We start from the raw sequence: 17326 nt of genomic DNA on the forward strand, positions 1-17326 counted from the left end.
ATGACTCGCATCTCGGACATCGTCAACGACTCCAACTTCGTGAGGATCCGCGGCCTCGGCGTGGCGCACCTGCACCTGAAGATCGAGGCGTTCAACTCCGCGGGTTCGATCAAGCTCAAGACGGCGCGCGGGCTGGTCGACGACATGGAAGTGCGCGGGCTCATCGGGCCGCAGACGGTGCTGATCGAGTCGTCCTCCGGCAGCCTGGGCGTGGCGCTCAGCATCATCTGCGCCGAACGCGGCTACCGCTTCACCTGCGTCGTCGATCCGAACTCCTCGTCCAACAACGTGCGCACGATGAAGGCGCTCGGTGCGGAGGTCGTGGTGGTCACCGAGCGCGACGAGAACGGTGGCTTTCTCGGCACGCGCATCCGCTACATCAACGACCAGCTGCAGCGTGACCCGCGCTACCTGTGGACCAACCAGTACGCGAATCCGCAGAACCCGCGGGCCCATGCGCTGACGACGGCGCGGGCGATCCACGAGCGCTTCGACCACGTCGACTACGTCTTCGTCGGCGCGGGCACCACCGGCACCTTGATGGGCTGCGTGCAGTTCTTTTCTCAGCACAGCCCGTCGACCCGCGTCGTGGCCGTCGACAGCAAGGGCTCCGTCACCTTCGGCGGCCCGGCCGGCCCGCGCCACATCCCGGGGCTGGGCACCAGCCGCCGGCCCGAGATCTACACCGCGGCGGGCATCCACGCGCACGAGATGGTGGCCGAGGAAGACACCGTTGCGATGTGCCGTTATCTCGCGCGCAGCAATGGCCTGCTGTGCGGTGGATCCACCGGCACTGTGATGTGCGCTGTGGCCCGCTGGCGCGAGCGCTTGGACGAGCAGGCCACCGTGGTCGCGATCTCGCCCGACATGGGCGAACGCTACCTCGACACGGTCTACGACGACGCCTGGGTGCGCGAGCGCTTCGGCCGCATCCCGAACCTGCATCTCAACGAGGCGGGCACGCCGGCCGTCGCCGCCATCGCCTGACGAGGATTCCCATGCCCCACTTCGACGTTCTCTCCGGCCGCCACATCCGCGAGATCCTTGCGGCCGATCCCACGCTGGGCCCGCAGGCCGTGCGCCAGGCCTACCTGGACCATCACGACGGCAAGACGGTGAACCCGCCGAGCCAGTTCCTGCGCTTTCCCGACAACGAGCTGAACCGGATCATCGCGTTGCCGGCTTCGCTGGGCGAGGGCGCCGGAGTCGCCGGCATCAAGTGGATCTCGAGCTTCCCCGGCAATCTCACGCGCGGCCTCCCGCGCGCTTCGGCCGTGCTGGTGTTGAACGACCTGCGCACCGGCTACCCGTTCGCGCTGCTCGAGTCGTCCATCATCAGCGCGGCGCGCACTGCGGCCTCGGCCGTGCTCGCGGCCGGCTGGATGAACCAGCATGTGCACCGCGCCACCAGCCTCGGCGTGATCGGCCTCGGCGTCATCGCACGCAGCACGCTCGACGCTTTCGTTGCCGATGACTGGCAGTTCGACGACGTGCGCGTGCACGACCTGTCCAGCAAGGCGGCCGAGGCGGGTGCGCAATATGCGAAGCAACGTTGGCCGAAGGCCAATGCCCAAGCCGCCAGCCTGGCGCAGGCGCTTGCGGCCGATGTGGTGCTGTTCACCACCACCTCCGGCAAGCCCTATGTCTTGCCGCCGGTGTCGTTCGCGCCCGGCCAGATCGTGCTGAACGTGTCGCTGCGCGACATCGCGCCCGAGCTGATCCTCGAAGCCGAGAACATCGTCGACGACGTCGACCACTGCCTGAAGGCTGCGACTTCACCGCACCTGGCCGAGCAGCTGTGCGGCCACCGCGACTTCGTGACCGGCACCCTCGCGCAATTGATGCGCGGCGAGGTGGCGCTCAACCGTTCGCGGCCGCTGATCTTCTCGCCCTTCGGCATGGGCATCCTCGACCTGGCGATCGGCCACGAGGTCTACCGCCGGGCGCGTGAACAGGGGTTGACGTTCTCGGTGCCCGATTTCTTCGGCCTCGAGTCGGCGGACTGACATCATGCCGGTCGCCCCGCTGTTCACCGAGTCGCACCACCCGGTCGTTCTTACGCCCGATGGCAACGGCGACCWGTCGGCCTTGCTCGACAGCGTCGGTGCCCGCCGAGACGAGATCACTGCGCTGCTCAGGCAGCACGGCGCGATCTTGTTCCGCGGCTTTGCACTGGCCGGTGCGGCGGACTTCCAGGTCGCCGTCTCGCGCCTGGGTGGCGAGAACTTCGCCTACGTCGGCGGCAACTCGCCGCGCAGCCGTGTGCTGCACGACGTTTTCACGTCGACCGACTACCCGGCCAGCGAATCGATCTCGCTGCACAACGAGCTGTCGTACGCGCCGGCGTGGCCGAAGCGGCTGTTCTTCTTCAGCGAGCAGCCAGCGCTGACCGGCGGCCAGACCTCGCTCGCCCACGGTGTCGACGTGATGCGTGCCATGCCGGGCGACATCGTTCGGCGCCTGCGCGAGCGACGCGTGCGCTATGTGCGGCATTTCCATCCGCGGCTGCGGATGGGCAAGACATGGCAGCAGACCTACCAGACGCAGGACCGCGACGAACTGGCTGAGATCCTGCGCAGCCAGGGCTCGACGCATGAGTGGATGGACGACGGCACGTTGTACGTCGCCACCTGCTGCGACGCGTTCACGCAGCATCCGGACACCGGTGAAGAGGTCTGGTTCAACCAGGCCGAGCAATGGCACCCGTCTGCCCTGCACCCGGCGCTGCGGCAGTTGCTGGAGCCGCGCGGCCAGCTCGCGCACCACTGCGAGTTCGGCGACGGCAGCCCGATGGACGACGGCATGTTGATCGAGATCCGCCGCGTGATCACGGCTTGCAAGCTGCTGTTCGATTGGCGCCGGGGCGATCTGCTGATGCTCGACAACCTTTTGACGATGCACGGCCGGGAGCCCTTCACCGGCACACGCAAGACCTTTGCCTGGCTGTCGCGCACCTGACGCGACGCCGCTTTCGACGAACCCTACCCCCGCAGGACGACGACGCCATGACTGACCTGGTCTACCTGAAACCCGAAGTGAAACTGGAGCCGCTGGTGTGCCGCTGGTGGGCATGGTCACACCTGGTCGCGCCGGCGCAGCTGGCGCTGCACCTGAACCAGCGCATCCTGCCGCTGCTGCAGAACTTCGTCGACAACCCGATGGTGCACGTCTCCGCCAACCGGGACCCGAACATGTACGGCGGCCCCTTCGTCAGTCTCGCTGAGTCGGATGTCGCGCGCGTCGCGCAATTGATCACCGACACCAAGACCGAGTGTGCCGACCTGATCCGCCTCGGCGAGGACCTGCGCGCGCTCGACACCGAGCTGCAGAAGAGCGCCCAGGGCTTCTCGTTGCACGAGTTCTACGACAAGTTGCCCGAGTCGCTGCGCGGCCTGGTCGAGTTCACCTACGACGTGCACCACCGGCCCAGCTTCCGCTTCTTCGAACCGCTGCTCTACCAGACCGGCATGGCGCGGCATGCGCAAGAGATCATGCTGCAGCTGACGAGCGAGAACGACCGCCACTTCTTCATGAGCACGCCGCGGCTCGAAGCGCCGGGTTGCGAGTTCTTCCGCATGCCGTTCGCCGACCCGAGGCTGGACACGCTGTGCCGCATGCGCCAGCAGCCGGCGTCGTTCACCGAGATCGCGCGCCTGTTCGAAGTCGGCGACGACCGCCTCGAATCGTTCCGCAGTTTCTTCACCGACAAGGCGCCGCGGCGGCGCATCGGTCAAGACYATGTGGGCGACGGCGTTCGCATGCGCTTCTTCGGCCACGCCTGCGTGCTGCTGCAGACCGACGAGGTGTCGGTGCTGTTCGACCCGTTCTTCAGCATCGAAGAGTCCGACGAGCTGCGCCTGACGATCAACGACCTGCCCGAGGTCATTGACTACGTCGTCATCTCGCATGCGCACCAGGACCACCTGGCGCCCGAGATGCTGCTGCAGATCCGCCACCGTATCAAACGTTTCGTCGTGCCGGCCAACAACAGCGGCAACATCGCCGACCCATCGGTCAAGCTGACGCTGCAGGAGCTGGGCTTCAACGACATCGACGTGCTCGACTGCTACGACAGCGTGAAGATCCCCGGCGGCGAGATCACCAGCCTGCCGTTCACCGGTGAGCACGCCGACATGCCGATCTTCAGCAAGCACGCCGTGCTGGTCGAGATGGCGGGCCGCAAGTTCATGTTCCTGATCGACTCCGACGGCCGCGACGTGATGATGTACCGCCGCATGATGCAGCGCGTCGGTCAGGTCGATGCGCTGTTCATCGGCATGGAATGTGTCGGCGCGCCGCTGAACTGGCTGTATGAGCCGCTGCTGGCCAAGCCGGTGAACCGGCGCAGTAACGAGTCACGTCGACTGTCGGGTGCCGACTGCCAGCGGGCCTCGAACATCCTGGCCGAGATCAACCCGCCGCGGGTCTTCGTCTACGCGATGGGGCAGGAGCCGTGGATGAAATGCATCATGGGCCTGCAGTACTCGGCCGACAGCACCCAGCTGACCGAGGCCGACAAGTTCGTCGCCCACTGCAATGGCAGCGGCATCCCGGCCGAGCGCCTGTACATCCGGCGCGAGGTGGTGTTCGAGCACGAAGCATCACCCACCGGGGTGCCCCACCCATCCGAACTYGCCAACGCGGACGCCTGAGCCTGTGCGTCGGTTCGCACCCTGCGCTGCCCGGAGCCTTCTCCTCACGACCCGCCTTCGCTGATGTCCGGGCTTCGGCCCGTCTCGATGCTGTTGCCCGCCAGGCCCGTTCGCGCCAGGGCGGCCTGCCTGGAATGTCCATGACGATCCTCGAGTCTTTTCCGCAACACGCCCCGGCCGACAGGCTGGACGGTCAATCGGCGTCGGTGACGGCCACGGCGCCTGGCGGACAAGACGACTCGCAGGGCTGGTTCCCGCTCTCGCAGGGCCAGCGCAGCCGTTGGTTGCTCTACCAGCTCGACCCGAAATGCCAGGGCCGGCACAACAACGCCTTCGCCTTCAACGTGCATGGCGCGCTGGACCTGGTGCAGCTCGACCGGACCGTTCAGGCGCTTGTGCAGCGGCACCCGATGCTGCGGGCGCGCATCCGCAGCCACGGCAGCGAGCCTGAGCAGCAGATCGTCGACAACGGGCCTTCGGCGCTGAAGGTGATTGACGTGGGCGCCGGCGATGACCTCGCCGCGCGCGTGTGGGCCGATGCGACCCGCCCGTTCGACCTATCGGCGCCGCCGCTGATCCGGGTCCACGTGTACCCGCTGGGCGACCAGCGCAGCGTGGTGCTGCTGGCGTTCGACCACCTGGTCGGCGACGGCTGGTCGTTCTGGCGCATGTTCGACGAGCTGGACCAGCAACTCGCGCAATCCGTCGAGGTGCCGACAGCACCGGCGATGGACTACCGCGCCTTCGTGCAACACCAGCGCACGTGGTTGAACGGCCCGGCGGCGCAGCGCCAGCGCACCTACTGGCAGGCCGAGCTGGAGGCGCCGCTGCCGCTGCTGCAACTGCCCACCGATCGCACCGACCGCAACGCGGCGCCGTACGAGATCGGCGTCACCAGCCTGTACCTGCCGCCTGAGCTGGACGACCGCTTGCGCGACGCCGCACGCCGCCGCGGCGGCAGCCTGTACACGGCCTTGCTGACCGCGTACGTGGCGGTGCTGCATCGCCACACCGGCCAGCGTGACCTGGTGATCGGCTCGCCGATGCCGGGCCGCACCGACGTGGCCTGGCAGGGCGTGGTGGGCGATTTCGTCAATGCCGTGCCCATCCGCTGCCGTCTTGAAGAGCAGACGACGCTGGCAGACCTGCACGCGATGGTGCGTGCGAAGACGCTGCGGGGCCTGCGCCACCAGGAGTACCCGCTCAACCTGCTGGTCGACAGCCTCGGCGCGGCGGCCCCGCTGCGCAACGGCGTGCGCTCGCTGTTCGACACGATGTTCCTGTTCCAGAACGCGCGCCACGCGAGCGGCCTCGGCTCGCTGTGGAACGAGCACGGCGGCGGGCGGGCCCGTTGGGGCGGGCACGACATCAGCGCCTTCCAGCTGCACCAGAGCGGCAACATCGACCTCGACCTGACCCTCGAAGCGCTGGAGGCGGGCGACGCAGTGCGCTGCGACTTCCGCTATGACGCGCGCAAGTTCAGCGTCGCCAGCATCGAGCGGATGGTGCAGCACTTCCAGCGCGTGCTCGAAGCGCTGGCCGACGACGACCAGCAGCTGGTCGACCGCGTGGACCTGCTGGCCGAGTCGGAGCGTGCGCAGCTGGCGCGCTGGTCTCAAGGGCCGGCACTGGCGCTGCCCAACGATGCGCTGATCCACCGGCTGTTCGAGCGCCGCGCGGTGCAACAACCCGCTGCAGTGGCGGTCGAGTTCGAAGGCGAAACGCTCAGCTATGCCGCGCTGAATCAGGCTGCCAACCGGGTCGCCCATGGGTTGCTGGCGCAGGGTGTGCAGCCGGACGACCGCGTCGTCGTCTGTGCACAGCGCGGCTTCGAGATGGTCATCGCGCTGCTCGGTGTGATGAAGGCCGGCGCGGCCTATGTGCCGCTGGAGCCGACGCAGCCCGCGCAGCGCCTGCTGCAGATGCTGGAAGACGCGGCGCCAGCGGCGGTGCTGTCGCATGGCGCGGTACGCTCGATGCCGGCCGTTGCGTTGGCGCTCGACAAGATGGCCGCCGGCGGCGTTCCGGTGCACTGCGTTGGCGAAGCATTTGCCGATGTGCCGGACTACGACCCGCTGTTGCCATCGCTGCGGCCGGACCATTTGGCCTATGTGATCTTTACGTCCGGCTCGACCGGCCGGCCCAAGGGCGCGATGAACGCGCACCGTGCCGTCGTCAACCGCCTGGTCTGGGGGCTGCAGATCTTTGCGCTGACGCCGCAAGACCGGGTGTTGCAGAAGACGCCATTCGGCTTCGACGTGTCGGTCTGGGAATTCTTCATGCCGCTGCTGGCCGGCGCGCGGCTGGTAATGGCGCGGCCCGAGGGGCATCAGGACCCGCACTACCTGGCCCAGGCGATCGAGCGCCACGGCATCACGGTGCTGCATTTCGTGCCGTCGATGCTGCAGGCTTTTCTCGACGCGGTGCCGGCCGGGGGCGGCGCGTCGTTGCGCCTGATCAAGTGCAGCGGCGAGGCCTTGCCGCCGGTGCTGGCGAACCGGGCCCGGCAAGCGTGGCCGCAGGCCGGCTTGCACAACCTTTATGGCCCGACCGAGACGGCGGTCGAGGTCAGCGTGTGGTCGGCCGGTGAAGGCGCGGTCGATCTGGTGCCGATCGGCCGGCCGATCGCCAACACGCGCCTGCACATCCTCGATGCCTTCAATCAGCCCACACCGATCGGCGTGCCGGGTGAGTTGCACATCGGCGGCCTGCCGGTCGGGCGGGGCTACCTGAACCGGCCCGAGCTGACGGCCGAGCGCTTCGTCGCCGACCCGTTCACCGACGACCCCAAGGCGCGCCTGTACCGCACCGGCGACCTGGCGCGCTGGCTGCCGGATGGGCAGGTCGAGTACCTGGGCCGCAACGACTTCCAGGTCAAGGTGCGTGGCTTTCGCATCGAGTTGGCCGAGATCGAGACCGCGTTGCGCCACTGCGTGGGCGTGTCCGACGCGGCGGTGCTGGCGCGCGAAGACCGGCCCGGCGAGCAGCGCCTGGTGGCCTATGTGCGCGGTGACGACGGCGTGGTGCTCGAGCCAGCGTCGTTGCGCTTGCGGCTGGCGCAGGCGCTGCCGGACTACATGGTGCCGGTCGCGTTTGTCGCGCTCGATCGTTTCCCGCTCACGCCCAGCGGCAAGCTCGACCGCAAGGCCTTGCCGGCGCCTGACGAAGGTGCCTTCGCCAGCCGTGCCTATGAGGCACCGCAAGGCGAGATCGAAGCGGGCGTCGCGGCGGTGTGGGCATCGCTGTTGGAGGTCACACGCGTCGGCCGCCAAGACGATTTCTTCCAGCTCGGTGGCCACTCGCTGCTGGCGGTGCAATTGACCTCGCGTCTGCGCGAACGCCTGGGCGTGGAAGTGCCACTGAGCCAGGTTTTCGCGCACCCGGTGCTGGCCGACTTCGCCGCGCAGCTGGCGCAAACCGGCGTCACCACGATGGCGGCGATCGAGCGGGCCGACCGCACGCGGCCACTGCCGCTGTCGTGGGCCCAGCAACGGCTGTGGTTCCTGGATCAATTGGATGCCGGCGCCGGTGCGGCGTACCACATGCCTGCGGCGCTGCGCTTGCGTGGCGCGCTGGACCGCGCGGCGTTGCGCGCAACGTTGGACCACGTGGTGGCACGGCACGAATCGCTGCGCACAACGTTCGTGCTGGACAACGGCGAGCCTGCGCAGCGCATTGCAGACGAAGGCGTGGGCTTCGCGCTGATCGAGCAGGACCTGAGTGCGCTCGATGAAGCTTCTCAACGGCGAGAAGTCGACAGCATCAGCGCGGAGTTCTTCAGCCAGCCCTTCGACCTGGCCCGCGGACCGCTGATCCATGGACGCTTGCTGGCATTGACGCCAACCGAGCACGTGCTGTTGATCACCCAGCACCACATCATCTCGGACGGCTGGTCGGTCGGGGTGCTGGTGCGCGAGGTTGGGACGCTGTACGAGGCCTACAGCCAAGGCCGGGCCGACCCGCTGCCGGCACTGTCACTGCAGTACGCCGACTACGCCGCATGGCAACGCCAGTGGCTGCAGGGTGATCGGCTGCAGGTGCAACTGGACCACTGGAAGTCGCACCTGACCGGCGCGCCGGAACTGCTGGACTTGCCGCTGGACCGGCCCCGGCCGGCCGTGCAGGGCCACGCGGGTGGCACGGTGCCGATCAGCCTGCCGGGCGAGCTGGTCGCGTCGCTGGAAGCACTGGCGCGCCGCCACGACCTCACGCTGTTCATGGTGCTGCTGGCCGGCTGGTCGACGCTGCTGGCGCGTGTCTCGGGCCAAGCCACCGTCGTGGTCGGCACGCCGGTCGCCAACCGGCCGCAGCTGGCGGTGGAGCCGCTGATCGGCTTCTTCGTCAACACGCTGGCGCTGCGCGTCGAGATTGAATCGGACGCGACGGTGGCGCAACTGCTGGCACAGGTGCGCAACACCACCTTGGCCGCGCTCGCCCACCAGGACGCGCCGTTCGAGCGCGTGGTCGAGGCCGTGCAGCCTCGCCGCAGCCGCAGCCATCATCCGGTGTTCCAGGCGATGTTCGCGCTGAACACGGCGCCCACCGCGCAAGACCTTGCATTGACTGGCCTGCAGTTGGCGCTGCTGCCGCAGGCGACGACGACAACTCGTTGCGACGTGACACTGGCGCTGAACGTCAGCGACGGCAGCGTCGCCGGCGGGCTGGACTATGCCGCCGACCTGTTCGACCACGCGACGATCGAGCGGCTGTCGCGCAGCCTGGTGACGCTGCTGCGCGCGCTGTGCGTCGACGACGCGGCGTCCCTCGATGGGCTGCCGCTGCTGTCCGACGCAGACCGCCGGCAAGCGCTGGCCGGCGCTTCGGGCCCGACGCTCGACATCGAGCGCGACAGCTTCGTGCACGGCCTCATCGAGCGACAAGCTGCTCGCCAACCCGACGCGATCGCGCTGGCTTGCCGCGACCAGACGCTGGCCTATGGCGAGATGAATCGGCGCGCCAACCGCCTGGCCCATCGGCTGCAGGCGGCGGGCGTCCAGCCGGGTCACCTGGTGGGCTTGTGCGCCGAACGCAGCATCGATCTGGTGGTCGGCGTGCTCGGGATCCTGAAGGCGGGCGCGGCTTATGTGCCGCTCGATCCGTCGTACCCGGTGCAACGGCTGACCCGCATGCTCGCCGACAGCGCACCGGTGGTCTTGGTGGCCGAATTCGAGCTGCTGGCCCAACGGGGTTTGACGCCACCGTGCCCGGTCGTTGCGATCGACGAAGGCGTGGACGCCTGGGCATTCGCCAGCGATCTCGATGCGGATCCCGATCCGGCGATGCTCGGCCTGTCGACGCAGCACCCGGCGTACGTGATCTACACGTCGGGCTCGACAGGCGATGCCAAGGGCGTTGTCATCGAGCACCACGCGCTGAGCGCGTCCAACGCAGCGCGTGTGGCCCGTTACGCCGCGCGCGAAACCTTCCTGCTGGTGCCGTCGTTCGCGTTCGACAGCTCGGTCGCGGTGTTGTTCTGGGCCCTGTCTGCCGGCGCGCGGCTGGTGATCGCCGACAGCGACGAGGCGCGCGATCCGGTGCGCCTGGCCGCGCTCGTCGAGCGGCATGGCGTCGATCTGTGGCTCAGCGTGCCGTCGCTGTACGACGCGACCTTGTCGGTGGCCCGCGAAGGCCAGCTTGCCAGCCTGCGCACGGTGATCGTCGCCGGTGAGGCGCTGCAAGAAGGCGTGCTGAGACGCCATCGCGAACAGCTCGGTGCGGTGGCCGCGCTGTACAACGAATACGGGCCGACGGAAGCCGCGGTGTGGTGCACCGTGGCCGAAGTCGATGACCTGTCGTTCTGCGACATCGGCCGCCCGATCGCCAACGCGCAGATCCTGGTGCTCGACACGAGCCTGCGGCTGGTGCCGCTGGGTGTCGTCGGCGAGATCTGCGTCGGCGGTGCCGGGCTGGCCCGTGGTTATCTGGGGCGGTCTGAACTGACGGCCGAGCGCTTCGTCGAAGGGCCGCGCGACAGCGCCCAGATGCAACGCCTGTACCGCACCGGCGACCTCGGCCGCTGGCGTGCCGACGGCCGGCTGGAATACCTCGGCCGCGTCGACTTCCAGGTCAAGCTCCGCGGTTTCCGCATCGAGTTGGGCGAGATCGAGTCGCAGCTGACGCGTTGCGACGGCGTCGCAGAAGCCGCAGTTCTGGCGCGCGAAGACCGGCCCGGCGAGCAGCGCCTGGTCGCTTATCTGCGTGCTGGTGACGGTGAGCTGTTGGAGCCGGCCGCCCTGCGTGCACACCTGGCGCAAGCACTGCCGGACTACATGGTGCCGGCCGCCTTCGTCGTGCTGCCGAGCTTCCCGCTGACCCCTAACGGCAAGCTTGACCGCAAGGCGCTGCCAGCGCCCGACGAAAGCGCGCTGGCCAGCCGTGAGTACGAAGCCCCGCAAGGCGACGCCGAGCGGGCTGTGGCCGAGGTGTGGCAAGGCTTGCTGGGCGTGGCCCGCATCGGCCGCCATGACGACTTCTTCCTGCTTGGCGGCCACTCGCTGCTGGCAGTGCAGCTGACGTCCCGGCTGCGCGAACGCCTGGGCGTGGAGGTGGCGCTGAGCGAGGTCTTCGCCCATCCGGTGCTGGCCGACTTCGCCGCGCAACTGGCGCAAGTTGGTGCCACGCCCATGGAAGCGATCTCGCTGGCGGACCGCACGCAGCCCCTGCCGCTGTCATGGGCGCAGCAGCGGCTGTGGTTCCTGGACCAACTCGATGCGGCCGCCGGTGCGGCGTACCACATGCCTGCGGCGCTGCGCTTGAGCGGTGCGCTGGACCGCGCGGCGCTGCGCGCGACGCTGGACGGCGTGGTGGCGCGCCACGAATCGCTGCGCACGACCTTCGTGCTCGACAACGGCGAGCCGGTGCAACGCATTGCCGACGAAGGGGTCGGCTTCGCGCTGATCGAGCAAGACCTGAGCGCGCTCGATGAAGCGACCCAACGGCGAGAAGTCGAAAGAGTCAGCGAAGAGTTTTTCAGCCAGCCGTTCGACCTGGCGCGTGGGCCGCTGATCCGCGGCCGTTTGTTGGCGCTGACACCGACCGAGCACGTGCTGCTGATCACCCAGCACCACATCATCTCGGACGGCTGGTCGATCGGTGTGCTGGTGCGCGAGGTCGGGGCGCTGTACGAGGCCCACAGCCAAGGCCGGGCCGACCCACTGCCTGCGCTGACGCTGCAGTACGCCGACTACGCGGCATGGCAGCGCCAGTGGCTGCAAGGCGAACGGTTGCAGGCACAGCTGGACTATTGGAAAGCGCACTTGAGCGGCGCGCCCGAGCTGCTGGACCTGCCTCTGGACCGGCCGCGACCGGCGGTGCAAGGCTATGCCGGCGCGAGCGTCGAGCTGCACCTGCCGGCCGAGCTGATGCAAGGCTTGAAAGCCCTCGGCCAGCGGCATGGCGCAACGCTGTTCATGACGCTGCTGGCGGGCTGGGCCACGTTGCTGTCGCGCTTGAGCGGCCAGGCCGACGTGGTCATCGGCACGCCGGTGGCCAACCGGCCGCGGCGCGAGGTCGAAGGGCTGATCGGCTTCTTTGTCAACACGCTGGCGATCCGGTTGAGCCTGGTAAGCGAGCCGACTGTCGCCAGCCTGCTGGCCCAGGTGAAGGCCCGCACGCTCGGTGCCTACGCCCACCAGGACCTGCCGTTCGAACAGGTCGTCGAGGCGCTGAATCCCACTCGCAGCCAGAGCCACAGCCCGCTGTTCCAGACCATGCTGACGATGAACGACGTCGGCATGAGCGGCGAACTGCGGCTGCCCGACATCGTGCTCGAGCCGCTGCCGCCGGCGCGCGGCAGCACCCACTTCGACCTGCACCTGACGCTGGTCGAAGTGGATGACGGATTCGACGGCGAACTGTCGTGGCGGACCGATCTGTTCGATGCCGCAACGGTGCAGCGTTGGCTGGGCAGCCTGCGCATGATCCTGGCGGCGATGGTCGAAGACGACCAGCGTGCGATCCGCCAGCTGCCGCTGCTGGACGATGCAGCCCGGGCGGCGATGCTGGCGCTGGCGCAGGGGCCGCGCGAGGCGCGCGACGAGTGCACGATCCTGCAGGCCTTCGAAGCCCAGGCCGCTGCGCAACCCGACGCGCCCGCGATCGTGGCCGATGGACGTTGCCTCAGCTTCGGTGAATTGAATCGGCGTGCCAACGGCGTGGCCCGTGCGCTGATCGCGATGGGCATCGGCCCCGACGACCGCGTGCTGCTGTGCCTGGAGCGCAGCCTGGAGATGGCGATCGGCTGGCTCGGCATCCTGAAGGCCGGCGCAGCCTATGTGCCTGTCGAGCCGGACCAGCCGCACGAACGCCTCGCGACCGTGTTCGCCGATTGCGGCGCCACCGTGCTGCTGACCCAAGGCGCGCTGGCGGGCCGTCTGCCGGCGGGCACGCTGCGTGTGCTGGCGCTGGACGATGAAACGCTGTGGCCGGAGTCGGAAGCCAACCCGGTGCCGGCGACCCTCAGCGCCCAACACCTGGCCTATGTCATCTACACCTCGGGATCGACCGGAACCCCGAAGGGCGTGATGGTGGAGCACCGCTCCGCGCTGAACTTCTGGCGCGTGATGCAGGCCAGCACGCATGCCGCGCTCGAACGCGGCGCGCAGGTCGCATTGAACGCGTCGTTCGCGTTCGACATGTCGCTCAAGGGTTGGCTGCAGCTGCTGTCGGGCCACTGCGTGCACGTGATCCCGCAGGCGATCCGTGCCGATGGCGCGGCGCTGATGAGCTATTTGCAGTCGCATCGCATCGACGCGGTGGACAGCACACCGTCGCAACTGGCCGTGCTGCTGGAAGCCGGCTTGCTCGACCCAGCGCAAGCCCATGTGCCGACAGTCGTCGTGCTGGGCGGCGAGGCGATCCCCGAGTCGATGTGGCAACGCCTGCGTGGTGCGTCGCACATCCGCTTCTTCAACATGTACGGCCCGACCGAGTGCACGGTCGACGCGACCATCGGGCGCATCGAGCCTGGCGATGAGCGGCCACACATCGGTCGGCCGATCGCCAATTCGCGCGTCTACCTGCTCGACGAGGCCCTCGCGCCGGTGCCGCCGGGGCTGCCGGGTGACCTCTACATTGGTGGCCTGGGTGTCGCCCGCGGCTACCTCGGCCGGCCCGAGCTGACGGCCGAGCGTTTCATCGACGACCCGTTCGAGCCGGGTGCGCGGATGTACCGCACGGGCGACGTCGGCCGCTGGCTGCCGGGTGGCGAGATCGCCTACATCGGCCGCAGCGACTTCCAGGTCAAGCTGCGCGGCTTCCGCATCGAGCTGGGCGAGATCGAGTCGGTGCTGCGCACGCACCCGCAGGTCGGCGATGGTTTGGTGATGCCGCGCAACCACCCGTCGGGCTCGACCGGGCTGGTGGCCTACGTGATCCCGCGGCCGCACATGAATGTCGTCGTCACCGACCTGCGCAACCACCTGGCCGCACGGCTGCCCGACTACATGGTGCCGAGCGCGTTCGTGCTGATCGAGCGCTTCCCGCTGAACGCGAACGGCAAGACCGACCGCCAGGCGCTGCCCGAGCCCGATGCCGAGGCCTTCGTGCACGGCCTGTACGAGGCCCCGCAAGGTGAGCTGGAGCAGACCCTCGCCGGGCTGTGGCAAGAGCTGCTGGGGCTCGAGCAGATCGGCCGCCACGACGACTTCTTTGCGCTCGGCGGCCACTCGCTGCTGGCCGTGCAGTTGATCGCACGCATTCGCGACCTGCTGCAGGTCGAGGTCAACCTCACCGACCTGTTCGYCGACAGCAGCCTGAAAAACCTGGCCGAGGTGGTGGCCGCCACGACCCGCGAGACCTTCGCCGCGATCGCGCCGGTGTCGCGCGACGGTGCGTTGCCGTTGTCACTCGCGCAGCAGCGGCTGTGGTTCCTGGACGCGCTCGACCCGGCAGCGAGCGCGGCCTACCGCTACGACATTGCTGTTCGCATCGATGGTGCGCTCGACGTGCCGGCACTGCAGAGAACGCTCGACGCGCTGGTGCGCCGCCACGAGAGCCTGCGCACGGTCTTCGTGCCGGCGGGCAAAGAGCCGGTGCAGGTCATCGGTGCAGCCGATGCGGGCTTGCCGTTGCGCTTGCATGACCTGACGGCGCTGCCCGAAAGCGAGCGCAAAGCTCGTCTGGCCGCGATCCGCGACGAGGAGCTGGCCGAGCGCTTCGACCTGGCCACCGGCCCGCTGATCCGGGCGCGGCTGTGCCTGCTGGCCGAGCAGCACGCGGTGCTGCTGCTGACGCTGCACCACATCGTCACCGACCACTGGTCGAACGAGCGGTTGGTGCAAGAGGTCAACACCCTGTACGCGGCCTTCCAGCAAGGCCTGGCCGACCCGCTCGCGCCATTGACGATCCAGTACGCCGACTACGCGGCCTGGCAGCGTGATCGTCTGCGCGGCGCCGTCGTCGAGGCGCAGATCGACTGGTGGAAGCAGCACCTCGAAGGCGCGCCGTCGCTGCTGGAACTGCCAGCCGATCGTGCCCGCCCGGCGACGCAGAGTTTTGCCGGCGGACGTGTCGAGTTCACGCTGCCGGAGGGCTTGTCTCGCGGCTTGCGACAGCTCAGCCAGCGCCATGGCGCCACGCTGTTCATGACGCTGATGGCCGCCTGGTCGACCTTCCTCGCGCGCTTGAGCGGCCAGTCGGACATCGTCATCGGCACGCCAGTCGCGAACCGGGCGACGCGTGAGGTCGAGGGCCTGATCGGCTTCTTCGTCAACACCTTGGCGCTGCGTGTGCGCGTCGACGAGGCGATCAGCGTGGCGGACCTGCTGGCCCAGGTGAAGCGTGATGCCGTGGCGGCCTTCGAACGCCAGGACGTGCCGTTCGAGCAGGTCGTCGAGGCGCTGAACCCGTCGCGCCACCTGGCCTACAGCCCCGTCTTCCAGACGATGTTGACGCTGCACCAGAGTGCACCCGGCGATGCGTTCCAGATGCCCGGTACGCACTGGGCGCTGATGGACTCGATGCAGACCGCCAGCCACTTCGACCTGTCGCTGGCGGTGACCGAAGCCGGGTCAGGCATGGCGGCCGTTCTCGAATATTCGAGCGATCTGTTCGATGACTCGACGGTGCGACGTTGGGCCACGCACTTCGAGACGCTGCTGGCATCGATGGTGGCTGACGAACAGCAGGCGGTGGGTGCACTGGCGCTGCTGAGTGCGGACGAGGCACATCAGCTGACGCACGAGTTCAACGACCGCAACACGCGCCTGGGCAATTCGCCGCGCGACCGTCTGGTGCACCAGTTGTTCGAAGAGCAGGTGGCGCAGCAGCCCGACGCGGTGGCGGTGGTCGACGGCGACCGGCGCCTGAGCTTTGCCGAGGTCAACCGGCGCGCCAACCGCCTGGCGCATTACCTGCTGGCGCAAGGCGTGCAGGCCGAGGACCGCGTGGCGGTGAGTGCCGAGCGCAGTGCCGAGCTGATCTTGGCATTGCTGGGCATCTTGAAGGCCGGTGCGGCCTACTTGCCGATCGACCCTGCGGTGCCGCAAGAGCRCCAGGCCTTCATGCTGGCCGATGCCGAAGCACGCCTGTTGCTGACGCAGTCGCATCTGCAAGAGCGCTTGCCGCAGACGGTGCCGGTGGCGCTGCTGGACGACCCGGCACTGACGCAAGACTTGCCCGAGCACGACCCGGCCATCGCGATGACGTCGGACCGGCTGGCCTACGTGATCTACACCTCGGGCTCGACCGGACAGGCCAAGGGCGTGATGGTCACGCACCGCAACGTGGTGCACCTGAACGTCGGTCAGCCCTTCATCGACTTCTCGCCTAAGCACCGCCTCGCGTACTGTGCGAACCCGGCGTTCGACGCATCGACTTGGGAGATCTGGGGCACGCTGCTGAACGGCGCACGGCTGGTGGTGGTGCCGATGGACGTGCTGCTCGAGCCTGCGCGCTTGAGCGAGTTGCTCGAACGCGAGCAGGTCACGATCCTGCAGCTGATCGCGGGGTTGCTCAAGCGCTACGCGCAACCGATGGCGCAAGCGTTCGCCAAGCTGCAGGTGCTGCTGTTTGGCGGCGACCAGAGCGAGCTGGCGACGGTGCTGAGCATCTGGCGCAGCGCGCCCGCGTGCCGGCTGATCCACGCCTACGGCCCGACCGAGACGACGACCTTCTCGACCGAGTACATCGTCGGCGAACACACGCAGAACGAACGCACGCTGCCGATCGGCCGCGCGATCGCCGACAGCCAGTTGTACGTGCTGGACGCTCGCGGCAACCCGGTGCCCCCGGGTGTCGAAGGCGAGATCTACATCGGTGGCGAAGGCGTCACGCGCGGCTACCTGAAGCGGCCCGAGCTGACCGCCGAGCGTTTCGTTGAAGACCGATTCAGCGGCAAGCCTGGCGCACGGCTGTACCGCACCGGCGACCTGGGCCGCGTCAGGCTGGACGGCAACCTGGAGTTCCTGGGTCGCAATGACTCGCAGGTCAAGCTGCGCGGCTACCGGGTCGAGCTGGGCGAGATCGAGCTGCGGCTGGCGCAGTGCGCCGGGGTCGACCAAGCGTTCGTGATGGTGCGCGTCGACGCGGCAGGCGAGAAGCGGCTGGTCGCCTACCTGACGAGCACCGAGCCGGTCGATGCCGGTGCGCTGCGCGCCGAGCTGGGCCGGCACCTGCCGGAGTACATGGTGCCGGCGGCGTTCGTGCGCATGGACGCCATCCCGGTGACGGCCAAC

General features: G+C 68.5%; 5 protein-coding genes. All 5 read left to right on the plus strand.

The genetic code is table 11. The annotated features are described in order from the left end of the window. A complete protein-coding gene (sbnA, locus tag AC1DYI_RS01720; protein ID WP_477202350.1) occupies nucleotides 1-987 on the plus strand; it encodes a 2,3-diaminopropionate biosynthesis protein SbnA in 987 nt (328 codons plus the stop codon). Nucleotides 988-998: 11 nt separating this feature from the next. After that, nucleotides 999-2006, plus strand: coding sequence for a 2,3-diaminopropionate biosynthesis protein SbnB (gene sbnB, locus AC1DYI_RS01725; RefSeq protein WP_477202351.1), 1008 nt, complete (start codon nucleotides 999-1001; stop codon nucleotides 2004-2006). 4 nt (nucleotides 2007-2010) lie between these two features. Beyond that, entirely contained in the window at nucleotides 2011-2958 is a 948-nt protein-coding gene (locus tag AC1DYI_RS01730; protein WP_477202352.1) for a TauD/TfdA family dioxygenase, read from the plus strand. A gap of 47 nt (nucleotides 2959-3005) precedes the next feature. After that, a complete protein-coding gene (locus AC1DYI_RS01735) occupies nucleotides 3006-4652 on the plus strand; it encodes an MBL fold metallo-hydrolase (protein WP_477202353.1) in 1647 nt (548 codons plus the stop codon). A gap of 140 nt (nucleotides 4653-4792) precedes the next feature. Next, nucleotides 4793-17326, plus strand: a 12534-nt coding sequence (locus tag AC1DYI_RS01740; RefSeq protein WP_477202354.1) for a non-ribosomal peptide synthetase, incomplete at its 3' end; no start/stop codon positions are given.

The organism is Ideonella sp. P3_A4 (genome assembly GCF_056403075.1).

What these genes read in the sequence shown, in the direction of transcription:
- sbnA (WP_477202350.1), top strand. Translation starts at nt 1, where the DNA reads ATGACTCGCATCTCGGACATCGTCAACGACTCCAACTTCGTGAGGATC.
- sbnB (WP_477202351.1), top strand. Translation starts at nt 999, where the DNA reads ATGCCCCACTTCGACGTTCTCTCCGGCCGCCACATCCGCGAGATCCTT.